We start from the raw sequence: 24,313 nt of genomic DNA, 5'->3' as shown, positions 1-24,313 counted from the left end.
AATTAATACAAAGACAATGCATCATATATATACTGTTTCCGGAATGACCTGTGATGGCTGTTCCGCCAAAGTGAGTTTTCTGCTTAAAAAAATACCCGGCGTAACTGATGTAGCTATTGACCTTGAAAAAGGTACAGCCGCTGTTACTATGGAAAACCATGAGCCTGTTGCCAAGCTCCAGGAGGCATTGAAGGATTACCCCAAATACCAATTATCGGAACAGGGACACCCCGATATGCCACCTGTAAATGTATTTGGAGAACAGGCCGAAGATAAAAAAAGCTGGGCAGCAACATACAAACCCATACTATTGATATTTGGCTATATAAGCGTGATTTCTCTGGTCACGGCCTCATCAGGAAACACATTTAGCATAATGGTATTTATGCGGGTTTTTATGGCGGGTTTCTTTCTTACTTTTTCGTTTTTTAAAATGCTCGACCTGAAAGGCTTTGCCGATAGCTACGCCATGTATGATGTGGTTGCCATGAAATTTAAAACCTGGGGATATATCTACGCCTTTACAGAGCTGTCGCTCGGACTCGCTTTTGCACTGGACTTTGAACCTGTGATTACCAATGCCGTTACTGCAGTCTTAATGACAGTGAGCCTTATTGGTGTATTGCAGAGTGTCCTAAATAAAAAGAAGATACAATGTGCGTGCCTCGGGGCGGTATTCAACCTGCCGATGAGTACGGTCACAATTATCGAGGATGGTTTGATGATCGCCATGAGTGTGGGTATGCTGGCGATGTATGTGTGATTTTTTTGCCACGAATTACACAAATTTCAAAAATTATTCCAGGCAACATATAACCTACTGCTTTATTGCATCACAAATCTTTAATGTAATTTGTGCAATTCGTGGCAAAAATCTTCATTGTTTTACATTGATAAATCCTTACTTTTGTTTTTATCTAAAAAAACACAAATGGCGAATATAAAATTAGGCGGAAACCCTGTTACAACTGTAGGCGAACTGCCGCAAACAGGAACTAAGGCCCCGGACTTTACCCTTGTAAAAGGAGACTTATCAAAAGCATCATTATCTGACTTTAAAGGTACCCGTTTGGTTCTGAATATCTTCCCAAGCATCGATACCGGTACGTGCGCCACGTCTGTAAGGAAATTTAACGAGCAGGCAAGTGATCTTGAAAACACAAAAGTGCTATGCATATCCCGCGATTTACCTTTTGCGCTTACCCGTTTTTGTGGTGCAGAAGGCCTTAGCAATGTAGTTACACTTTCGGACTTTAAAGATGGCAGCTTTGGTAAAGCGTATGGGCTTACCATAACTTCAGGTCCGCTTGATGGCTTGCTTTCGAGATCGGTAATAGTGCTTGACGAAGAAGGAAACGTAACATATACAGAACAGGTACCAGATATCAAAGACGAACCTGACTATGATAAAGCCCTCGCAGCCCTTAACTAAATGAAAGACAACCGATTTGTAAAAGGCAGGCTGAAAAGCACCGTATATTCCGTTAAAGGCGCATACAAACTCATAACGAGCGAGCACAGCATCATGGTGCAGTTCTTTATAGCTATCGCCATAACTATTGCAGGATTTTATTTTGAAATATCGGCAACGGAATGGATGCTGCAGACATTTGCCATAGGCCTGGTACTTGCCATTGAAGGCGCCAATACTGCCGTGGAAAAGATATGCGATTTTATCCATCCTGATTTCCATGAAAAGATTGGCTTTATAAAAGATATCGCGTCCGGGGCTGTGTGCTTTGCAGCCCTGGCAGCAATGGTTGTCGGCATTATAATTTATTATCCTAAAGTAGCATTGCTTTTTTAAATTTATTGATATTTTTACAGTCAAGAAATATGTAAATGGCAAGAAGCAAAAAAGAAACTACAGGTACGACAGAAAAACCGGCAGGAGAGAAGAAAAAATGGGGCTTATCACGCCAGCATAAAGTTTTGCTCGGGGTTTTGTTTTTCCTGTTTTCAGTAGCCCTGCTCCTTTCGTTCATTTCCTATTTCCTGTATTGGGAATATGACCAGAGCGAACTTTCGGCTTTTGGCGACCGCCAGCAACCGGTGCAAAACTGGCTGGGGAAATTAGGCGCTTTTTTAGCCGACCTGTTCCTATACCATGGGTTTGGCGTTGCCTCTTTTATACTGATACGCTTTTTCTTTTTAACAGGCGCTTACCTTGTACTGGACCTGCCTGTACGAAAACTCAAAAAAACATTATTCTGGGATCTGTACCTGGTTGTAATCGTTTCGATACTTTTCGGGTTCTTCAATACCTACCTTCCGGAGCTCGGAGGTGTAATAGGCTATGAAATGAACCTATTCATGCAGGACTACCTGGCAAGTACGGGTACACTCCTGATCCTTATTTTCGGACTATTTGTATTCCTTATATTCAGGGTAAAAATGTCTCCGGACGCTATCAAGCTGTTTTTTGAAAAAAGGCGGAAGGAAATCGAAGAAGTAATGGAATCAGATCCGGAGCAGGAGCAGGCACCCGATGCGGCTAGTATACCTGCACCTGCACCAGTATCCTATTCGGTAACAGCTACCGCTGCACCTGCATATATTGATAAGGAAGAGGAAGATGAGGAAGAGCCTGAACTAATACTAAGAACCGTAACACCTCCCCCTCCCGTTTCGCAGTTCGAAATCAACCGTGAGGCACTAAAGCCAACTATTGAACATTCGTCAGAAATAAACCTCGAGCCCGCAATAAAGACGAAACCGGCAGAATATACGCCTCCTGTACACGAGATCATTGAAACAGATGATGAGAGTTTTGTTATTGAGAAATTTGCCGAGGAAGATGTGGTTGAGGAAAACCTGGCAGCGAGGCTTGTAAAGGATTTTGGCGAATTTGACCCTACACTGGATCTTTCTAACTACAAATTCCCTTCGATAGAACTGCTTAAAGATTACTCGTCAGGCGGTATAACCATCAACCAGGAAGAGCTTGAAGAGAATAAAAATAAGATCGTTGAAACGCTTCGTAATTACAAGATCGACATTGCCCAGATAAAAGCGACTGTAGGGCCAAGTGTTACATTATACGAAATTGTGCCCCAGGCAGGTGTCCGCATTTCCAGGATCAAAAGCCTTGAAGATGATATTGCGCTTTCGCTTGCAGCCTTAGGCATCCGTATTATTGCGCCTATTCCCGGCAAGGGTACTATTGGTATTGAGGTGCCTAACCAAAACCCCACTACCGTTTCGATGAAGTCTGTTATAGGCTCGCCGAAATTCCAGGCTGCCGAAATGGAGCTCCCTATCGCTTTGGGCAAAACTATATCCAACGAAACATTTGTGGTCGACCTTGCCAAGATGCCCCACTTGCTGATGGCAGGAGCTACAGGACAGGGTAAATCGGTTGGGTTGAATGCAGTGCTTACCTCACTGCTTTACAAAAAGCACCCGGCTGAAGTAAAATTTGTTTTGGTTGACCCTAAGAAAGTAGAGCTGACCCTTTTCAACAAAATAGAAAGGCATTACCTCGCCAAACTGCCCGATGGCGGCGATGCGATCATTACAGATAATAATAAGGTTATCAATACACTCAACTCCCTGTGTGTTGAGATGGATAACCGCTATAACCTGCTCAAGGACGCATCCGTACGGAATATTAAAGAATATAACGATAAATTCCGCCAAAGGAAGCTGAACCCTGAGAACGGACACCGTTTCCTTCCTTACATTGTTTTGGTTGTGGACGAATTTGCCGACCTTATCATGACGGCCGGCAAAGAGGTTGAAACACCTATTGCACGTTTAGCCCAGTTGGCAAGGGCCATCGGTATCCACCTTATCATTGCTACACAAAGGCCTTCGGTTAACGTTATTACCGGTATTATCAAAGCTAACTTCCCTGCAAGGATAGCGTTCAGGGTAACATCCAAAATAGATTCGCGCACCATTCTTGATAGCCAGGGTGCCGACCAGCTTATAGGCCGTGGTGATATGCTTTATACACAGGGCAATGACCTTGTGCGGGTACAGTGTGCTTTTGTCGACACGCCTGAAGTTGAAAAAATAACCGAATTCATTGGCGCCCAGAAAGGATATCCGGATGCGTACCTGCTACCGGAATACTATGGTGAGGAAAGTGGCATTAATCTTGATATAGATATATCCGAAAGAGATTCAATGTTCAGGGAAGCTGCAGAAGTGATCGTAACCGCCCAGCAAGGGTCGGCATCACTGCTACAGCGAAAACTAAAATTGGGCTACAACCGCGCCGGAAGGCTCATCGACCAGTTGGAGGCAGCAGGTATCGTTGGCCCGTTTGAAGGCAGTAAAGCCCGTAATGTAATTATTCCCGATCTTGTTTCCCTTGAGCAATTTTTCAAAAATGAAGAAAACAACTTTTAGCATGCAACGGATTATCAGGATCATTACACTTTTTATCATAACCATCAGCTTACCGGGACAGGCACAGGAATCGGCAAAAGCAAAGGCGTTGCTCGACCAGGTGAGCGCCAAGGTAAAAAGCTACGAAAATATCTCAATAGACTTTAAATATTCTGTAAGCAATCCAAAGCAAAACCTGAACCAGGAAAGTAAAGGTACCGTTGTGCAGAAAGGCAACCAGTATGTGCTGAACTTTATGGGCATGACCCGTATATTTGACGGGAAGAAAGTGTACAATATTGTTCCTGAAGATGAAGAAATAACCATTTCCAAATATGATGACCAAAAATCGGATGAGCTCACGCCTTCAAAGATGCTCACCTTTTTCAATTCGGGATATAAATACTCGTGGGACATCCTTCAAAACATCAAGGGACGGAAAATCCAGTACATTAAACTAAACCCTTTGAGCGCTAAAGACGCCACCAAGGAAATACTTATAGGTATCGATACGCAGACGAAACACATTTTTAACTACATAAGGACCGAAAAGGATGGCACTAAAATGGTAATAACCATAAATTCTTTCAAAACAAACCAACCTTTGTCAAAAAATCACTTTACCTTTACCGAAAGTAAATATCCTAATTATTACATTAATAGATTAGATTAATTTCCGGTGAAAATTCTAGACCGTTACATCCTTACCTCTTTCATAAAGACGTTCGCGTCGGTATTTGTTATCCTGTTCTTCATCTTTATTTTGCAGGCGATATGGCTATTTATAGCAGAGCTTGCCGGTAAAGACCTGGACGCGGGTATCATTATGAAATTCCTTATATTTTACGCTCCTAAAGTGGTACCACTGGTACTCCCGCTCTCCATATTGCTGGCCTCTATCATGACTTTTGGTGACTTTGCCGAGAACTATGAATTTGCTGCCATGAAATCGTCCGGCATATCCCTTAGCAGGGCTATGAGAAGCCTTACTATATTTATATTCGGGCTTAGCATTGTTGCCTTTTTCTTTGCAAATGACATCATCCCAAAAGCGGAATATAAATTTATAAACCTTAGAGCCAATATTATTAAGCGAAAACCGGCGATGGCAATTGTGGAAGGTCAGTTTAATTCGATAGGTTCTTATAATATCAAGGTCGATAAAAAATCGGGCGAAAACGGAGAACACCTAACCGGTGTGACTATTCATAAACGGATGCCGGGAAACTCTAACGCGACAATAATCAGGTCTAAAAAAGGCCTTTTAAAAAGCAGCGAATCATCAAACCTGTTACAACTTGAACTTTATGATGGCTATTATTATGAAGATGTGACTACTAAAAATCCCATTGAACGTAAAAAACAGCCGTTCGCGAAAAGCAGCTTTACCAGGCAGATAATGAACATCGACCTGAGTATGCTCAACAACTCAAATACCGATGAAGAACAGATAGCGCAGACCAACAATATGCTTAACCTGAGCGAACTTAATTATACCCTGGATTCACTACAAGGCAATTATAATAAAGAGGCGAAAAATATTGCCCTTAACGTCGCGCAAAGGCCTAATATGGTTTTGACGGCTCCAAGGCCTTTACTGAACCTCCCCGGAAAGGACACATTAAAAGTGGTCACGAGAGACAGTATACCTAAAAAGCTAATTGAGATCATAACATCCAAAGATGATAAGAGAAAAATACTTGAAATTGCAACCAACAGCATTACCAGTGCCGAAAGCACAATCACTTCGGGTAAAGCAGGCCTGTTTGAAAGGCTAAAACTAATTAACAACCACTGGTTGGCGTTTTACGATAAATTTGTAATTGCCTATGCCTGCCTGCTTATGTTTTTTATAGGCGCGCCGCTTGGTGCCATCATCCGAAAGGGCGGACTTGGCTTACCCATCGTATTTGCCGTACTCATATTTATTATATTTCACTTTATCAATACTTTTGGAAAAAAGCTGGCACAGGAAAACGCTATCCTACCTTTTGTTGGTTCATGGATGTCTGCTTTTGTATTAACCCCTTTGGCCATTTTCCTGACCTATAGGGCGACCAATGATATGAATGTGACCATCAACTGGGACCCATTGATAGTGCCTTTGCAAAAAGTATTCAATAAAGTATTCAAAATAAAACCAAAAGATACTTAAAATGCAAGTTGAAGAACGCATACAGCTCAATACCATAGAGGAAGCTATTGAAGATATTCGCCAGGGTAAAGTGATTATAGTAGTAGATGACGAAGACCGCGAAAATGAAGGCGATTTTCTTGCTGCTGCCGACAAAGTTTCTCCCGAAATGATCAACTTCATGGCTACCCATGGCCGGGGCCTTATTTGTACTCCATTGACAGAAAAACGGTGTAAGGAACTTGATCTTCATGTTATGGTAACCCGCAATACCGACTCCATGCAGACCGCGTTTACAGTATCGGTAGATCTTTTGGGCAATGGAGTTACCACAGGTATCTCTGCGCATGACAGATCAAAGACCGTAGAGGCGCTAATGAATCCGGATTTGAAACCGGCAGACCTTGCACGGCCGGGCCATATATTCCCGCTTATAGCCAAAGAAGGCGGTGTTTTAAGGCGTACAGGCCATACAGAGGCAGCAATAGATTTTGCAAGGCTTGCAGGCTTTAAGCCCGCAGGTGTTATTTGTGAGATCATGAATGAGGATGGCAGCATGGCACGGCTTCCTGAACTATATGAGGTAGCTAAAAAGTTTGACCTGAAGCTGGTTTCAATTGAAGACCTCGTGGCATACAGGATGCAGCACGACAGCCTTATCCAAAAGAAAGAAGACTTTGAGATGGAAACCCGTTTTGGCAACTTCAGGCTGAGGGCCTATGTGCAGACAACCAACAAGCAGGTACATATAGCGCTCACAAAAGGAAGCTGGAACATAGGTGAACCCGTATTGACTAGGATTAACTCTACACAAGTAAATAATGATATCCTGGGGACACTTACCAACGATGCCGACAGGAAGCTTGACAATATGTTTAAACGCATTAATGAAGAGGGCAAGGGAGCTATTATCTTCATCAACCAGGAGATCTCCCCTTCAGAGCTGCTTACAAGAATTAAAGAACTGAAAGAACTACAACCGCAAGGCCTTTGCAAAGCGCCGCAGATAAAAATGGATGAAAGGGATTTCGGTATCGGTGCACAGATCCTGCATGATATAGATATTTGTAAAATTCGCCTGCTAACCAATTCAGGCCAGACAAAGCGCGTAGGAATGATTGGTTACGGATTGGAAATAACAGAATATGTAGAGTTTTAAGAGTGTTGTATTTTTCTTAATATTCGGACAATGAAATGTTTAAAAAGCACCCTTAAATAAATTAGATTTTTTACTGCAAATGTATTTGGAAAACCGAAAAAGGTTATTATATTTGCAACCGCAATGAGATAATCATTGTGACATACTGGAGAAATGGCAGAGTGGTCGATTGCGGCAGTCTTGAAAACTGTTGACTGTAACAGGTCCGGGGGTTCGAATCCCTCTTTCTCCGCTGAAAATTCAAACCCCGCAATTGTAATTGCGGGGTTTTCTTATTTAGTGGTAAATTGTTTGTAATTGAAAGTAGCAGGGAATGTTTCTTGTGGTGGCAGGGAAATATCTGGAAAAGTGGGATAAAAAATAACCGCCTATAATTATTTTAGGCGGTTTTCAAATTTAATGGATTATCAATTCACCTAACTATATCTGGCTAATTTTTAACCAGCTTTTTAGTTTGCTTTTTACCATCAGATGTACCAATAGTAACATTATAGATACCGTTGCTGTAGCTGTCGATAGCCACATCCGTGCTGATTGTTTTGCCTTCCGGAGCTCCGCTATACAAAATTTTGCCATCCATCGAAGTGATCACGATGCTTTGTATTTCCTGTGTACCAGTAATGGTAACAACACTGTTAGCAGGGTTTGGCGCTATATAGAACAGGTTGATCTTTTCATGAATTCCATTTTCCATGTCAGACAATGAACTTATCCTGGCACCGGAACCACGGCCGGCATCCGGGTCACAAGGACTAACTTTTGCTAAAAACATTCCTGATCCCGTACCTGTTTCAAAGCCCGGCTCTAAAAAAATTTCTTCTCCTGCATAGATGACCTGTATATTATCATTTAGGGTTGAAGAGGCCGTTATAGTATTTTGAACCCTATAACTTTCACTTGCTATAACTGGTAGCGAAATTAAAAGGTCTTCAAAACAATTAATGCATGCATTACTAGTCATGGCAAGCACCGATGGTACATTAGGATTTAAGTCAATATACTCCCTTATCCTGATGCCCTGGCCTACAGTAAAACCTGTACCACAAGGTTGATATGTATAACCCATCGGATTACCAACATCAGCCGGCGTAATCGCGAAAGGCACCCCAAGTTCATCTTCAAGATCACCCATGTATTCGCATGTAGAGGGATTAATAATATCAGTAGTTGCCACTCCATAAGCAGCTGCTTCAGAACTAAAGCCTGCCATAGCGGGTGTATCATGAATTAAATCTGCTTTAGTGAGTGCATTATAATTTATTACATCTGTAACATCTCTGGTTACATGCTCTTGAGTTGCTACGCTGGAATTAGTATTTCCCCAAGGGTGCATTAATCCAAAATCATGGGCGAGCTCATGAGCAAGAGTAATACCAGGTATCCACGTGTAATGTCCTAAAAGAGTGCCTTGTCTGAGAGCAATTTTATCAGAACCATAATTTGTAACTCCATTTCCGCCATTAATCGACTTCGGAAGATAAACATTAATACAATTGGCGATAACCTTATTATTTTGCACCGCATAATTCGTAATGGTTCCTAAACCAGCACCATCATATATATTAGTATAGTTAATGTTCCCGTATCCTTCTAAAACAAAACATATTCCCATCGGCTTAAAAAGCCGATTAGTCTTTTCCAAACTTATTAGTATATCATTTTCAGTTACTGTAAAATCTCCTGTTCCATCACTTTTGTTAATTATCCAAAAATAAATTTTAAAACTTATAGGAGGAAAAGTCTCCAGATATTCCAAATCATAAGAACCTGTAAATGCAGTAGTATTAAATGGACTGAAATAAACAGGTGGTAAATTTGCTGCTTCGGTTACAGTTCCACAATCAGTACCTGAAGGGCTCTGTGCTGTTGCAGTGATATAGCCAATAAAAACAAACAGAAGTATTAGTACGTTTTTCATAAATGAAAGTATTAATTTGAACGCTTATATTATTTCCTTTCAGATAAAGCCTGTACCATGATACTAAGCTCTTCGATTTGTTTGGCCTGTTGCTGGTTTATTTTGTTCTGCTCAATCGTATATAGCGTAAGCTCCTCAATTTTTTGAAGCAGTATTTTATTCATTTCCCCTAACTCAATACCATTGGTTTCAACCTGCGCCGCTGATGGTACATCTTTCAGGTGTCCATTATCGTTAATATGTTTTTCAACTTCTTCTAAGGTTGGAAGTTCATAAGTATCTTCAAAAACAAAATCTGCCCAGGTAGTATATACTTTGACTCTGTTAGCACGGATATTTCCGTTTACTGACAGTTTGTAAGTATCTGTACCGTCTGTAAAAGAGCTGGTGCCTATACCAAGTTTAGAGTCAGCTTTTGGAAGTACCACAGACATATCCGTTCCATTATTATCAATTACCCTAAAATTGGCTGTCTGCGTTTTGTCATATAATGTGAACTCAGAATTACCATCCTGCGATGCCCAAAACCTCAACCGTGTAACGTTATTTCTGTTATTAACCGAAAGCCAGGATGTAGGGGTACTATTCATGTTTGACTGCGGAAAGTCAAAAAACTGAAAAACCCGTTCCTGCGTTGTAACATCAGTTAATGTTCCCGCAGATAACACAGTAGATTCGAACGTCCTCGCGGCATTTGTTGCAAACGTCTGCCCATTCGCAGGCGACTTGGTAAAATAACCAACATTAGCTTTTATATTACCAATCACATCCAATTTTTGTGTTGGCGTCGTAGTTCCAAGTCCAATATTTCCCGTACCGCCGTTCATAAATAACTGTCCTGAAGTTCCCTGAAATGTTAGATTAAAGCCACCCAACGTAACTGTTCGGGTAGAATTCAAAGTTCCATTTCCAGTATAAATGGTTGTCTGTGCATAGGATGCTGAAAAAGCTAACAAAATAGCCGAAATAAAAATGTTTTTCATAATAAATTGATTGATTAATTAAATTAAAAATAATACTCATAACAACACCTTTAGTATTATTTATGTTAATTTTAAGTTAATCAATAAATTATTCACAAAACAAATGATAAATATTTAATTTTTGATTAGATATGACCTTTATAGAATTTAATTATATTTCTTCCTGAAATATACGACCAGCACCGCGAGATACACAAAATAAGTAAATGCATGTGCCATAACTGCACCTTCGCTTCCATAGATACTTATTAAGTATTTACTTGAAAAATACAGTACCACGAACGACATGATCTCTGTAATGATAAATGTCCGTGTCAGTTTTTTCGCAAACAATTCATAACCCAGAATAAGAGAACATACCTTAAAAAAATCTCCAAGTAATTGCCAGAAGAACAATTTTTCCATTGGAAGGAACTCTGCTGAAAACAGTATGCGTATAATAAAGTAACGCAGAAAATATATAGCAGCCAGGCCCAGTACAAAAACAGGGACTATACCTTTGTAATATTTCCTGAAAACAGTGCGCGTTTCGATATTGCTTTTTGACATAGACAGGTTCGGGAGAAAATAAACCGTAAGCAATGTTGTTACAAACATGAGGTAAAATGTAGATATGCGGCTTATAGACTCCCATAATCCGGCCTCGTTGGGGCTGAAATTATCCATAAGGTTGTTACGTATGGAAAGATATACTACCGGCCCAAATACAGCTGAAACAAGCGCCATTTGACTATAAGACAGAAGCCCTCTTAATATGGAATAATCAAAGTACCTCCAGCGTAAAAAAGGAAACCGTGGAAAAGTGCGGTACAAAAGGTAAAAAGAAAAAAGAAACAACAGTGCAGGATATAGTATAAGACCCAGAAAAGCTCCGGTAACCCCTAATTTCCATATCAGGAACGCCGACAGGATTACACCTGCTGCATTGCCCCAGATATTTATGCCTATCACCTGCTTGTATTTACCTAGTCCATTCAGGACCGCCATAAAGATAAGATTGCCGGTATACCATGGCAATGAGAAGGCAAGGACTTTAAATACCCACACATACTCGCCGGTACCAAATATCCATTCTTCCCAGTAACCTGAAAGCAAAAGCAAAATAGCACTCAGCAGGAGTATTGTAAAGAATATAGAAATAAAAATAGTTGCCAGCGTGCGATAGAGCTTCACGTTGTCTTTGCTGTTCTCGGCAGTATATTTTATGATGCCATTCTGGAAACCCAGTGTAGAAAAAGAATCGAGGCCGGTAAGAAAATTGCGGAGGTTGCCTGTCAGCGCCATACCCGCAGGGCCTATGAAAAGCGCTATCATTTTTGATGCCAGCAATCCCCCGGCAATACGCACAAGCACGCTTGCTGAATTGAGCGATGTAATTTTGAATAAAGGGGTTTTGAGTATGTTTTTTATATAATTCAACTTTATTTTTTTAAAGCACCAATGAATAATAATCATGGTTATAAACAGAACATCCCAACTCTTCTTTTTGTTTCAGCAAACCTTTGTTGTATGTCTTTCCCTGATCTTCATTTACGGTTCCCATATCAAAATAGCGATAACTGTCCTTGTACTTTAGGATAAGTGTAATGAAAAGATAATCCAGCGCCCGCATTTTCTCACCCTTTGAAGTAGTTGCCCCATATTGGGATTTTACAACATCTCCAGTATCAAATAGTGTTATACCTGCCAGTATTTCGTTATTATGATAAATGTTATACTGAATTATATTATTAGGAAACCTGTCATGAAGCAATTGTATTTCTTCTTTAGTATGTGCCGGACTTGCGTTGTGCTTTTCTTTTAGCCGTGGTATCAGCACACCATCCCAAAAAGCTTTAAAATTATTGTCTTGTCTTATTTCAAGGTCTTCCATGGCTATTTTCCTGAAATTTTTCATTTTGCTTTTAGATACGTTCAATGGCATCGAAAAATTTATAGCCAGGTTCATGTCCCGCCGGTAGAGCGATGCCCCATTTTTAAATAAGATATAGTCCATCTCATGAGTGGCCTCTTTGTGGTATATGGGGACAACCTGCTTTATTTTTAATATAGTACTACCTTGTTTTTTTAGCCATGCGGTAATTGTGTCAAAAATTTGCTCAATTTTATCAACGCCTATACTATCTGTCAATACAAGCCCACCATAGGTCAGTCCCTGGTGGGAATGAACCTCATCGCCCGTTTTGTTTGCTGGCAATACCGCAACGAGTTTCGCCCCTTCAAAAGCCATTAGCGAAAAGTCTTCAAACCTGTCATTATGGTATTCCATAAAATCCCTGTTGAAAAGGAATGTACCATTTTTTGACTTTTCTATAAGGTCGTTCCAGATACCGGAGTCGGCGTTACCATATTTTCTTACTGTATATACCATCAGTTACTGCTTTTCGCGTACTACTTTTCCATTCTGATCAATTAGCTCATAAACCCCATCCATAAAACTTTCGTAGCGGATATTATAGCTCGTGTCTTTTTCCAGATGGTTAAGGTACGAAGTATTTTCAGCAAGGCAGGAAAACAAAACCCTGAATACATTAACATTTGTCTTTAGTTTCTTATCATACTCACTGTGCTCAAGACCGTTCCATTTTATGGCCGCAAGGGTACCAAAGGTAGAGCGAACCAGGCTTTCATCTTTTGTGCTGCAAAATTCGTTATAATTCTCCATTCCTACCCAGCCCCCATGATCGGCAAGGATAATTATTACTGCATTGCTGTCATTCGCCTCTATAGTAGCTATTGTTTTCTTCAGCCAACCGTTTGCCTGCCTAATCTTGGCTATATACTCATCTCTTTCGGCCTTTTTGCCTGTACCGTCGAAGTGGATATGGTGCGGCAGTACTTTTTCAACAAAAACAAATTTCGGGTTACCTGTTTTATTCTTTACTACTTTTTCCAGATCGTAATAAACTTCACGCACAAGTTTATCACCTTTAGTATATAGTGGAATATCTTCTCTTTCGAAATTATAATAGTCATAATTGCCTTTGGTACGGTTTTGCCGCAAATATTCATCTTCAGCTAAAAAGAAAGAAGCATATCCGTTGCCCTTTAATACCTTCACAGCATTATTATCCATAATAGCCTCACGTGCATTTGGCATTTCTATAGAAGGAAATAATAAATAGTCAAAATAATGGTGCTTCATGGCAAATATCGAGGCATTTGAGGTAAGGCTCGCCGGATAATTGCTTCTAAAGCCATCGTACACCTTAAAACCGCTTCCTTCGAGCCAGCCGTAAAAATCATTCTGATAGGAATAAGGCGGTTTTTCCATAATTTGCTCACTCGCATAGCCATCGGGCTGTATCATATAAATATTGGGCTTGTGCCTGAATTTTATATTCAATATATCATCCTCCTGCTTTACCCATTGCATCGGCATTGTGTCTTGATAAATATGAATGGCAATCCTGAATACGGGAAACAATGCCATGACCAAAATCAAAACAAGAATACGCTTGTAGTGATTATGTAGCTTTAAAGACAGCAGGCACATAATGATCAAGAGACAAAGTAATATCTTTTTCTTAAATGTAAAGTACATGATGTAAGAAAGCAAAGCTGACGTAATAATTACAGGGAGCACGAAAAGAAGGTGCTTCCTGTAAGTTTTCAGCTTATCTATAACGCCGAAAATTATATAACATACAACCGTAATAAAAACAGCAGGAACGACATATAAAAGGAAGAAAAATCCGGTATGCTGCCATGTATTGACAGAAGGATAATTGTTGCTGTAAAAAAATAGGAAGGGATAAAAACCACTTATAAATCCTGCCAGCAAAGGGACATCTTTAGGGCTGTCCAAAAATATTTTAAACCTATTGCGCAGTTTTTCGAACATATTATTTCTTCTTTAATAAGTACATTGTCCTTTCGGTATTGGGTATCTGCTGCTTTTCGATAATATCAAAAAAAGCGGCGTAATCGTTCTCAAAATTAGGCTTGTTGTAATAATCAAAATGCCCGGCAAACTCACGCTTGCTCTTCAGCAGGAAATCCACCCACGAGTCGCCCCTGTCCGGAAATTCGATAATCAGGTAAGGTGTAAGCGATGCAAACATTTCTGCCGACATGGCAAAAGGCACGTTGCCGGTGAGCGATATGTGGTGTATCAATGCAAGGGCAAGCGCTACATCATAGTTGTTTTTCCTTATACGTTCCTGTAGCGGTGAGCGCTCCTCATTATTAAAGCCTATTCCCGGCGCCGGGTTCAGCAGGTCACTTACCAGTGGGAGTATATTTGATTCTTTATTTTGTAGTACCTGCAGGTAATTATAGTTTACCGCGTTAGGGTCGATATCGGTAACCAGCAGCTCATCGGCAATGTCTGCAAGCACGCGCGAAAATGTGCCATCGTTACCTCCAAGGTCAACCGCTTTTTTTGCATCTATGGCCTGGTACCACTTACGAACCAGTACCTTTTTATATTCAAAGGCGGCATCATCATAATTGGTAATCGAATAATAATCCTTCCACTCGGTATTTTCTTTCAGATCGAGGCCGTTTATAAAATTATAAAGCGAGTCGAGTATCTTTTCCTGCGATTGTTTCGATATCTTAATTTCTTTTCCGCTTCCGGGCGCTTCGTTGCTGTATTTTGCATCATACTTCGCAGTAAGGAAAATGTTAGTATACAGCACCGGATTAAATTTCGCGGTAAACGGCAACAGCTTTGCAGCCTTTTGGAGCGGTATGCCGTCTATGTATTGCTGGAGCAGCTTTAGCATATCATTCCCATAGTATTTTGCCAGTACCAGGGGTGCCAGGAAATGCATAAGAAACTGCTTGTAGGCCCGCCATGGCTCTCCCTCGTTATAGCTATCAAACGAAAGGCTGTCTACAAAAACAGGCTTGCCTTTATGGAACGTCACATTAAATGCGGTGGCATCTTTTAACGTATAGCCATTTTGGAGGCAGTATTTCTGTAGCTTGAGTGTATGCAGTGCCGCATGCTTATATTGGCTGAAACTCCATTCGTAGGGGTAAGAAAAGAACGGGATCATTTCAGGCTTTATAGTAATTGACGCATCAGTAACGTCTGTTTCTTCATGCGGGATAAGCAGCCCGGCATGGAAGAGCTTTTTGTAAAAACCGCTGTCGGTCAGTGAGCGGTACTGCTCAAAATAAAGGGGATTTACCTGTCGCAACAGCACGCCATCCTTCATCAGCATAAACCCCGAAGGATCCCTGAACGAAGCCGCATGCCTATTTGTTGTCTTCTGCATCCGTCTTGTCTTCAATATCAATATCGCCCATCAATCCGGTTTCCTGTTTCTTCCCGAAAAACGACTGTATACCAAACTTTATCCTTTTATAAAAAAGTAAAACGCCCGCACCAACTGCTGCCAGAGCCTGGGCTATAAGGGCACCAGTTCCGGGATCAAAATATAATGGTAGTATACTCATAACAATTTTTTATAAGGGGTAAAAATAGAAAATTAATCGGAAACCTTTCGTAAAGGTGTCCATTTATAACGCATATTATTAAATGCCGTTGTTTTAGTTAAAAAATTGGCTTTAAGCAAATAATTGTTAATTTTAAGCAAAAAAAGAAAATTGCCGTGAAACAAAAATTACTCACCTTACTACTGGCGCTGGTCACGTATAGTTCATACTGTCAGAACATAAGCCTTTACGAACAATTTAACGGCCGTTATGACTTTACTTTTGTGGGCAATACACTCAACCCGTCTGCAAATAACCTTACTGCTACGTGTACAATAAATACCTCATCATCTGAAAACCTCAATCTGAATGCAGGAGATAACATCATAGCCGCCTATCTCTACTGGGCGGGTTCGGGAGCAGGTGATTTCGATATAAAGCTTAACGGGCAGCCAATAGCAGCGGAACGCAATTTCCCTTTACAGGCGTTTACCAGTAATGACTGGCGCACTTATTTCAGCGCTTTTGCCGATGTTACAGCCCAGGTTCAGGCTACAGGGAACGGTGTTTATACTGTATCTGATCTCGACCTTACTGCTGTCGTGGGCGAAGATATGTTTTGCGAAGTAAAAACAAACTTTGGCGGTTGGGCAATCGTCATAATCTATGAGAATCCGGCGCTGCCCCTCAATCAGCTTAACCTGTACGACGGCCTGCAGTATGTTCCTTCCGCTATAGACATTACGCTTCCCAGTCTTAACGTTATTGACAATATTGGGGCCAAAATAGGATTTGTAGCGTGGGAAGGTGATGCCGACCTTAATGATGGGGAAAGTCTTTTTATAAATGGCAACTTACTAAGCAATGCCCTCAATCCATCGGATAACGCATTCAATGGTACCAATAGTATAACGGGCTCTACCACAATGTACAATATGGACCTTGATATATATGACATCCAGGATAACATCAATATCGGCGATGAAACGGCTGAAATAATATTGGAGTCGAATCGCGATTTTGTAATGATCAACGCCATTATTACCAAGCTGAACAGCCAGCTGCCCGACGCCACAGTAACTATAGATGACGTAGCTGCTGCCTGTTATTCGCGTGTAGTGAATGTCGATTATACGGTTTATAACGTGAACAGCACCGATGTGCTTCCTGCCGGAACTACGGTGGGTATTTATGTAAATGGCGACCTGGTGGCTACAACTGCAACCACTACAGAATTACCAATAGGCGGATCGGAAAGTGGTACTATAAACATTACCATCCCTGCGGGGGCGCCAAACGATTTTGAATTAATGTTTGTGGTTGACCATAATGGCGCAGTGACCGAAACCGATGAAACCAATAACAGCACTATTGTAAATGGTTCGCTGTTGATTATGCCGACACCCAATCCCGCCGATATTACGATATGCGAAGACCCATCTGCTCCCGGAACAGGTGTTGTTGACTTTTCTGAGTATACAGAATCCCTGAAAAATGAGCCTTCAGATACGGTAAGCTTCTTCCCTACTCTTCTGGCGGCACAAAATAATACCGGTGCCATTACCAATACGACTAACTATCCCATCACAACTTCCCCAACCACTATATATGTACGGGTAGAAAGCGCAGCAGGCTGTGTGGCAATAGGTTCTTTCCTTGTCATTGTTGATGACTGCCAGTTTCCCGATGCACGTGTGTTTATAAATACTATAGCGCAATCGTGCGACTCGCGTACCATTACAGTACAGTTTACCGTAACCAATACCAACAGCGTCGATGTATTACCAGCAGGCACTACAGTCGCGGCCTATGCTAACACTACGCTGCTTGGCATTACCACCACTACAGCCGATATCCCTGTTGGCGGGACACAGCCGGGAACAATTACAGTTACTATACCTGCGGGAATACCCCTGAATTTTAACCTGATCCTGCGTGTAGACCATAACAACCAGGTAGAAGAGATAAGCGAAAACAATAATACGGCACTCCTGGCGGTTACGCTTTGGGTATCGCCGGTACTGCTGCAGCCATCTAATGTTACTGCCTGCGAAACCTTCAATGGTTCGGGTATAGGGTCGTTTAACTTTTCAGGCTACCTGCAATCGCTTAAGAATAACCCGACGGATGTAGTTACCTTTCACCCAACGCAAATTGATGCGATAAACAATACGGCAGGAATAAGCAATCCCGAAGCCTATAGTGCCGCCAATAATACAGAAATATTTGTAAGGCTTACCGATGCACACGGCTGTTTTGACACCGCATCCTTTCGCCTCATCATCATCGACTGCTTTTTTCCCGATGGTGTTGTAGCTGTAACCAATGTCGCGCAAACATGTGACTCGCGGACAATAACCGTAAACTACACTGTAAGCAACCCTGCAAGCGGCGATGTATTACCCGCCGGAACACAGGTTGCCATTTATGCCGATACTACATTACTAACCGTTACCACAACCGCTGCTGCTATACCTATCGATGGCAGCCTCAGCGCGACAATAACGCTTACTATTCCGGGTTCAATTCCGTTAGGTTTTAACCTGCGGTTTGTTGTTGATGATAACGGCACCGGAGTTAGTTCGGTAGTGGAAACGATTGAAACCAATAATGCGTTTACACAGCCGGTCACTTTATGGGTTTCGCCTATACTACAAGAGCCTGCCGACATTACCGATTGCGAGACCAGCAACAATTCGGGCGTGGGTGAGTTTGATTTCTCAGCCTACCTGCAAACGCTCAAGAATAACCCAACGGATGTAGTAACATTCCATACCTCGCAGCAGGATGCCAACACCGGCGATAATGACATACCGGATCCCTCTGCCCACATTTCAAACGGGTTGGTGCAGGAAATTTATGTGCGCCTCGAAGATGTGAACGGCTGTTTCGACACGGCTTCATTTACAATTACCGCGGTAGATTGCTATTTTCCTGATGCTACAGTGACCATAGACGATGTGTATAAACAGTGTAACTCACGCATCATTCACGTGCATTATACCGTGTATAACACCGGCAGTGCCGATATCCTTCCTGCCGGAACCCCGGTAAGCATCTACGTGAATGGCGAGTTTCTGGAATATACCGAAACGCTCGAGGATATTGCCATTGGCGAAAGCGAGAGCAATTTTATACTCCTTACCATCCCTGTAGGCGTACCGCTTGGTTTTGACCTGACTTTCGTTGCCGATGACAGCGGCGATGGTACAGGCATTATTGTGGAAGCCGATGAAACCAACAACAGCTCTACACTGCCTGTAAACCTTGTGCTGTCCCCTGTATTGCAGCAGCCTGCCGATATCGTTGCCTGTGACAAAGGCTTCGGGCTGGCTACATTTGATTTCTCTGCCTATGAACAATCATTGAAAAATTACCCTGACGAAACAGTTACCTTCTACCTCACCCAGCAAAATGCCGACCAGGACCTTGACCGCATCTACAACACTTCACAGTTTGTATCGACCGAGAACCCGCAGCGTATTTTCGTGAGGCTCTTTAACGGTACCTGCCACACAACAGCCTCGTTCCTGCTGTCCACTAAAAAGTGTGCGCCTATTACGTTCAACTATGTTACTCCAAACAACGATGGCTACAACGACGGTTTCTTTGTAGAAGGGCTGCGCAATATCTTCCTGAACTTTAAAATGAGTATTTATAACCGTTGGGGTAACCTGATATGGACCGGCGACCACAGCAAAGCCGACTGGGATGGCGTTGCTGATGTAGAGAAAGTAGGCCCCGAAGGAACCACCGTTCCCGTAGGTACGTACTACTTTGTACTGGAACTGAATGAACCCGGTTACCCGGAACCTATTGTGGGATGGGTTTATGTGAGTAAGTAGATTGTTGGATTTTTAATTACAAGACAATGGATGAAATAATTGCCATGTTGATACATACAGGTGCAGCTTTAAAGCCAATGAAGGAAGATGAAATAGAAAGGATGGAAAAGCATGCAGGCAGAAAATTTCCGAAGACCTACAGAAAATTTCTTTCGACTATGAGTAAGGGAGCAGGAAAATTCATGAGAGGTTCAGATGTTTTTTATGACAGGATAGATGGACTAAAGGATGGAGCAAATGAGTTGCTTGAAGAAGATGGATTACCTCACCTATCTGATGATTGTTTCGTATTCTGGATGCATCAGGGATATCAAATAGCTTTTTTTAAATTTGATGAAGGTGATGACCCGACTGTATATTATTTTTTTGAAGGCTCAAAAGATTTTACCACGGAAAATTCTTTTACCGGTTTCTTACGGGCTCAGCTTACAATATCCGGGGATATCTAATTAACTAAGCTAAATGAATCGCTTTCTAAGTCTAATATTATTTTTCGCCCTAACATCCTGCACTAAAAAGGAAGTGCCTTTTGATATGTTCGTTTTTTCAGTCGGTTCCTACACCAAAGACTTTTCTGTAAAAATAGATAATAGCGATACCGTTTATTACCAGAACAGATTCAAAATGAAAACAGGTCGCAATTATTATGCTGTACCAAAAAAGGCCGACATGGATAGTTTGGTAGCTATCATAAAAAAGTTAGAATTTTCGCGTTATGACACCTTTTATTTGCAACAAAATTTAATGGATGGTGCCGGAATAAAGTTCCTAAAGAGAAAAGGAAAAACTGAAGATTGGGTTTATTTCTATGGTGATATAGACCCCAAAGATCTCAATGTCTATGCTAATAAGCTTTATATTTTAACCAAACGAATAAGTTTTAAGCCTTATTCAAAAAAAATCGATTTAGGCAACCTTAAATATGTGCAAATACCCGAAGTGCCATTTACTCCATAAAAAATGCTACCCAATGAAAATCACTGTAATCTTGATAGCCTTGTTATTTGCAAGCTGTGCACAACGCGTCGCAATATCAGGTACCGCCGTTGCGGAATACAGTAATGTGGTCGTATCTGTTAATGATACGCTGCGAAAACTGGCTTACGATGAATATAATGATAACCGTAAACAAATTGATGCCGTACTTAAGAATAAAAGATACACCGTAAAAACAGATCCGCAACATCAATTTAACATTAGAGCTAAGGAAACAGATTCAATATACTTTATAGCGCCCGGATATGTAACACAGGCCTTCCTGATGGCGGAACTTGTAAAACGCAAAAGTGTAAATATAACGCTAGGGGAATTACCTTGTGACACTGTAAAATGCAGGGAAGAACACCACAGGCTTTACGCTGTAGTAGCCAGTAAAATAAAACTTAAAAGGGTCAGGCGCGAAAACTGTCCGTATGTTATAACTTTAGATGCGCAACCTGAATATGATGCGGTTTATAATGTCCTCAAAAATGTTTATGGCGATTATGCTAATGATACCATCAACTTCACTTTTTACGAAAATTATGGGCATCATGATCTTGAAAAGTATAACACTGTTCTGCTGTACCTCGCTGACAACTGTGGCGAACTTGTAAGTGTTCAGGGAGAATTTTCAGATGTTTATCAAACAACTGACGGAAGATGGGCAGCACCTTATCGTCTATCGGATAAGCTTGCCGTAGGCTCAGCAACGGTAAAGCCGGAAAAGATCGATTTTGCAAAACCTTTAGAATATGACATCAAAAACACATCAAGAGAATGGATCGAGCAAATGTACCCTGCCCCCTATTATGAAGTAAGGGGAGACAAAGCCATCGCCATTTATGGAAACTATGCTGAAGATTTAGTTGAACTAAGAAAACAAACACTTTTAAAGAACTCTAATTTAAAATAAGAATAATGGCGACAATTTTTTGACTATTATCCCTATAGCAAACATCATGAAAACACTTACACTAATCTTCTCCCTCTTTATACTAACCGGCTGTAACGAAGTAACCGATATAAACATTCCGGGAACGTACCGTCAGGACAAAAGCATCACTGCCCCGGGTAAAAGCAAGCCCGCTGTTGAAGACCTTACACTACTGGAAAACCATACGTTTACACTGGCATCAAAAGACGGTTCTACGAAAAGTATAACCGGTGAATGGCAGGTAAAGGATTCCGGGTCTGGTGAGGCCAGTTCAGGAGGCTCAGAAGCGCAGGCTGTCGTGCTTTTCACTTATGACGGCAAAACTACCATAGGCGAGCTAAGGGCAAATATACTACAGTTCAGGGCACCGTATGGTTTCCATCCTGAGACTTTTGAGTATGTGCTGTATGTGAAAGCCAACGATAAATAAAATGCCGGCCTGCTTTTGCATGTTTCCTAAAGGTTATCCAGCTGATTGGACTTTTTATCATCACTAATCGTCCAGAAGAAACCTATGAAAAAGAAGCGGCTCGCCGGCTGCGTAACGGCCTGCCTTGCAAACTGCCCGTCGGCACCAGGATTATTGGCATACGCGTAGCCAAATATATTATCGGCCCCGGTAACGTTCGACACCGAAAAGTACAGTATCTTTTGAGCATCTACCAGGTAGGCCCAGCTAAGGCTCAGGTTGTTATAGCTGCCGGTCTTCCCGTTCATGAAAGCGGCTTCGTTGGGATTGTCATACGGCCTTCCGGAGTTGAAGGAATAGGTAGCCCCTATTTGCGACCTCAGGCTGGTAACAAAATATTTGCTTACAACCGAGAAATTATGTTTGGCGATATAGCTGGGTGTCACGCTATGCTCGTAGTTCCTGTAGTCCCTTTTGCTGTCGATATACGAATAGGATACCCAGTACTCCAGGTTCTTTATTAATTTGTTGTCCCTCCAGAAAAGGTCAAGCCCCCTGGCATATCCTGTACCGTTGTTATTAAACTGCGAATCGTACTCCACCACAGCAGTATTATATTTTACAAGATTATCATATTCTTTGTCATACAGCTCGGCCCTAAAGGTGCGCCCATTGCCATTATACATGTAATTAAAGATATAATGGGAAGTCTTTTCGTATTCGAAATTCTGAAAATATTTAAGGTAATCGACTTTTGGTGTCTGGTGGAAATCGCCATAGGCTAAGGAGAACTGGCTTTTGCCGCTTACCTTATAGGCAAGTGCCATGCGTGGCTCCGGCGCTCCTTTTCCCAGTACGCTTGCATGGGTAGCCCTGGCACCGGCTTTCACTGCAAAGTTTTCGGTGAAAATGATATCGGCCTCGGCATAAGCAGCAGCAATAGAATTAGTGTAGCCACTGTTGAATGTTGGGTTGCCGGGCTGGCGGTATTTTTCGCTGAAATCGGTAATGAAATAGTCGCCCCCAAAAGTAAGCCTGATATGGTCGCTGAATTTTTTACCGAGCTTCAGCTTCATGTGCGAGCTGTGTTCGCCATTGGTCAATTTATCGCTATCGAGTCCTATATTATTATGGCTATAGCCGTATGCCACACCGGTTAGTATCGTCCATTGTGTGCCGAACATACCTTTGTAGGAAGTATTTAAGTACAAATTATCATTAGCCATAGCTACGCGTACAGGCGCAATGCTGTTAATATCCTTTTGGTTAAGATCGAAAGTAGCATGGTCGAAAGCGCCATATACCTTCAGCATGCCGTTCTCAAATTTATAGCGGTACACTGTTTCGCCGGAAAGCGACCGGTACGGCTTGTTCCAGTCTACATTTTGGGGAACGGCTAATTGATAGGGCTTCAGGTCCATATAGGCAGCATTAAAGCTCAGGGAACTTTTCTCCCATTTTTGCGTGTGCCCAAGGCCAAGGCCCACGGTCATCAGGGAGACATCAGTTTGCTCCTGTACCGGTTCTTCTATCGTATTCAGCAAAAGTACGCTCGAGAGCGCCTCACCAAATTCAGCGGAATAGCCCCCTGTTGAGAATGTCATTCCTTTGAAAAGGAACGGTGAAAACCGCCCGCGGGTAGGGAGGTTATTGGCCGATGCGTTATACGGCTGTGCCACACGGATACCATCTACAAAGGTTTGGGTCTCGTCGCTTTCGCCCCCCCGTACAAACAGCCTGCCGCTCTCCCCTACGGTCTGCGTGCCGGGCAGGGTATTGAGCGCACCTATAATATCGCCGGCTGCACCTGCAGTTGTCACGATATCCAATGGGTTGAGCACATTTACCTTGCTGTTGTCGCCTGCATTGAAAGTGCCGGCAGAAATAACAACCGTATCCAGCGTATTAATGCTCTTATGCATTTTGAATGTAACGGGCTGGTAGCTTTCCACAACAATATCCTGCCTCAGGTCTTCAAGGGTAAGGGCGGTGATAATAAGTGCCTGTGTACCGGTTTCAGCAGTTTCAAAGGAAAACGTACCGTCAGCGGCTGTAGTACCGCCGTCATAAGTACCATCAATATAAATATTTGCCCCCGCAATAGGTTGGCCCTTATCATCTGTAACAGTACCCGATATTTTGGTCTGGGCTTCCATCAGCCAGCCTGCTAACAGAAATACGATTGTAATTATTGGTTTCATTGCTTTGGTTTTGTTGGGTCAAAATT

Annotated in this window: 20 protein-coding genes and 1 tRNA gene; 13 read left to right on the top strand and 8 right to left on the bottom strand. The window is 41.9% G+C overall.

Annotation, left to right across the window (positions count from 1 at the left end; translation table 11 throughout):
• Positions 1–16: 16 nt before the first annotated feature.
• The 8 genes from AAEO56_RS07690 (at position 17) to AAEO56_RS07655 (ending at position 7,860) form a co-directional block, all read left to right on the top strand.
• The gene (locus tag AAEO56_RS07690) at positions 17–763 is read left to right on the top strand and encodes a heavy-metal-associated domain-containing protein (protein WP_341696446.1); all 747 of its coding nucleotides are present in this window, start codon (positions 17–19) and stop codon (positions 761–763) included.
• Positions 764–931: 168 nt separating this feature from the next.
• Positions 932–1,432, top strand: a complete 501-nt coding sequence (tpx, locus tag AAEO56_RS07685; RefSeq protein WP_341696445.1) for a thiol peroxidase — start codon at positions 932–934, stop codon at positions 1,430–1,432.
• Positions 1,433–1,807 (top strand): diacylglycerol kinase, encoded by a 375-nt coding sequence (locus tag AAEO56_RS07680; protein WP_341696444.1) that lies wholly within the window; start codon positions 1,433–1,435, stop codon positions 1,805–1,807. It begins immediately after the preceding gene.
• 35 nt (positions 1,808–1,842) lie between these two features.
• Positions 1,843–4,356, top strand: coding sequence for a DNA translocase FtsK (locus AAEO56_RS07675; RefSeq protein WP_341696443.1), 2,514 nt, complete (start codon positions 1,843–1,845; stop codon positions 4,354–4,356).
• On the top strand, positions 4,337–5,008 hold the full coding sequence (locus AAEO56_RS07670) for a LolA family protein (RefSeq protein ID WP_341696442.1): 672 nt from the start codon (positions 4,337–4,339) through the stop codon (positions 5,006–5,008). Before AAEO56_RS07675 ends, AAEO56_RS07670 begins: the two co-directional genes overlap by 20 nt.
• A gap of 6 nt (positions 5,009–5,014) precedes the next feature.
• A complete protein-coding gene (locus AAEO56_RS07665) occupies positions 5,015–6,490 on the top strand; it encodes an LptF/LptG family permease (RefSeq protein ID WP_341696441.1) in 1,476 nt (491 codons plus the stop codon).
• Between the two features lies 1 nt (position 6,491).
• On the top strand, positions 6,492–7,628 hold the full coding sequence (ribB, locus tag AAEO56_RS07660; protein ID WP_341696440.1) for a 3,4-dihydroxy-2-butanone-4-phosphate synthase: 1,137 nt from the start codon (positions 6,492–6,494) through the stop codon (positions 7,626–7,628).
• 147 nt (positions 7,629–7,775) lie between these two features.
• A tRNA-Ser gene (locus AAEO56_RS07655) sits at positions 7,776–7,860 on the top strand.
• Between the two features lie 198 nt (positions 7,861–8,058).
• On the opposite strand, the gene AAEO56_RS07650 is transcribed toward AAEO56_RS07655, so the two are convergent.
• From AAEO56_RS07650 to AAEO56_RS07620, 7 genes are all read right to left on the bottom strand, one after another.
• Positions 8,059–9,546 carry a zinc-dependent metalloprotease gene (locus AAEO56_RS07650; protein WP_341696439.1) on the bottom strand — a complete coding sequence of 496 codons (1,488 nt, stop codon included), beginning with the start codon at positions 9,544–9,546 and terminating at the stop codon, positions 8,059–8,061.
• Between the two features lie 29 nt (positions 9,547–9,575).
• Positions 9,576–10,529: a hypothetical protein gene (locus AAEO56_RS07645; protein ID WP_341696438.1), complete on the bottom strand. Its 954-nt coding sequence runs from the start codon at positions 10,527–10,529 to the stop codon at positions 9,576–9,578.
• A 147-nt stretch (positions 10,530–10,676) separates the two neighbouring features.
• A complete protein-coding gene (locus AAEO56_RS07640) occupies positions 10,677–11,948 on the bottom strand; it encodes an O-antigen translocase (RefSeq protein ID WP_341696437.1) in 1,272 nt (423 codons plus the stop codon).
• Positions 11,949–11,958: 10 nt separating this feature from the next.
• A complete protein-coding gene (locus AAEO56_RS07635) occupies positions 11,959–12,900 on the bottom strand; it encodes a FemAB family protein (RefSeq protein ID WP_341696436.1) in 942 nt (313 codons plus the stop codon).
• A 3-nt stretch (positions 12,901–12,903) separates the two neighbouring features.
• A complete protein-coding gene (locus AAEO56_RS07630) occupies positions 12,904–14,373 on the bottom strand; it encodes a sulfatase-like hydrolase/transferase (protein ID WP_341696435.1) in 1,470 nt (489 codons plus the stop codon).
• A 1-nt stretch (position 14,374) separates the two neighbouring features.
• Entirely contained in the window at positions 14,375–15,757 is a 1,383-nt protein-coding gene (locus tag AAEO56_RS07625) for a methyltransferase domain-containing protein (protein WP_341696434.1), read from the bottom strand.
• Positions 15,738–15,938 carry a hypothetical protein gene (locus AAEO56_RS07620; protein WP_341696433.1) on the bottom strand — a complete coding sequence of 67 codons (201 nt, stop codon included), beginning with the start codon at positions 15,936–15,938 and terminating at the stop codon, positions 15,738–15,740. Before AAEO56_RS07620 ends, AAEO56_RS07625 begins: the two co-directional genes overlap by 20 nt.
• Positions 15,939–16,093: 155 nt before the next feature.
• Here AAEO56_RS07620 and AAEO56_RS07615 point away from each other — a divergent pair, with 155 nt between their 5' ends.
• From AAEO56_RS07615 to AAEO56_RS07595, 5 genes are read left to right on the top strand one after another with little or no spacing between them, the layout of a single operon-like run.
• Positions 16,094–19,762, top strand: a complete 3,669-nt coding sequence (locus AAEO56_RS07615; RefSeq protein ID WP_341696432.1) for a CARDB domain-containing protein — start codon at positions 16,094–16,096, stop codon at positions 19,760–19,762.
• A gap of 26 nt (positions 19,763–19,788) precedes the next feature.
• Entirely contained in the window at positions 19,789–20,211 is a 423-nt protein-coding gene (locus AAEO56_RS07610) for an SMI1/KNR4 family protein (protein ID WP_341696431.1), read from the top strand.
• Positions 20,212–20,224: 13 nt separating this feature from the next.
• Positions 20,225–20,719, top strand: coding sequence for a hypothetical protein (locus AAEO56_RS07605; protein ID WP_341696430.1), 495 nt, complete (start codon positions 20,225–20,227; stop codon positions 20,717–20,719).
• A 13-nt stretch (positions 20,720–20,732) separates the two neighbouring features.
• Positions 20,733–21,656 (top strand): hypothetical protein, encoded by a 924-nt coding sequence (locus AAEO56_RS07600; protein ID WP_341696429.1) that lies wholly within the window; start codon positions 20,733–20,735, stop codon positions 21,654–21,656.
• A 46-nt stretch (positions 21,657–21,702) separates the two neighbouring features.
• Positions 21,703–22,107 carry a hypothetical protein gene (locus tag AAEO56_RS07595; RefSeq protein ID WP_341696428.1) on the top strand — a complete coding sequence of 135 codons (405 nt, stop codon included), beginning with the start codon at positions 21,703–21,705 and terminating at the stop codon, positions 22,105–22,107.
• 26 nt (positions 22,108–22,133) lie between these two features.
• Here the strand turns inward: AAEO56_RS07595 and AAEO56_RS07590 are convergent, their stop codons facing one another.
• Entirely contained in the window at positions 22,134–24,287 is a 2,154-nt protein-coding gene (locus AAEO56_RS07590) for a TonB-dependent receptor (RefSeq protein ID WP_341696427.1), read from the bottom strand.
• Positions 24,288–24,313 lie beyond the last annotated feature (26 nt).

This window comes from Flavobacterium arundinis (assembly GCF_038289855.1).
Taxonomy (GTDB): domain Bacteria; phylum Bacteroidota; class Bacteroidia; order Flavobacteriales; family Flavobacteriaceae; genus Flavobacterium; species Flavobacterium arundinis.
Note: the sequence above shows the minus strand (reverse complement) of the source record. Positions and strands in the feature narration are given on the sequence as shown.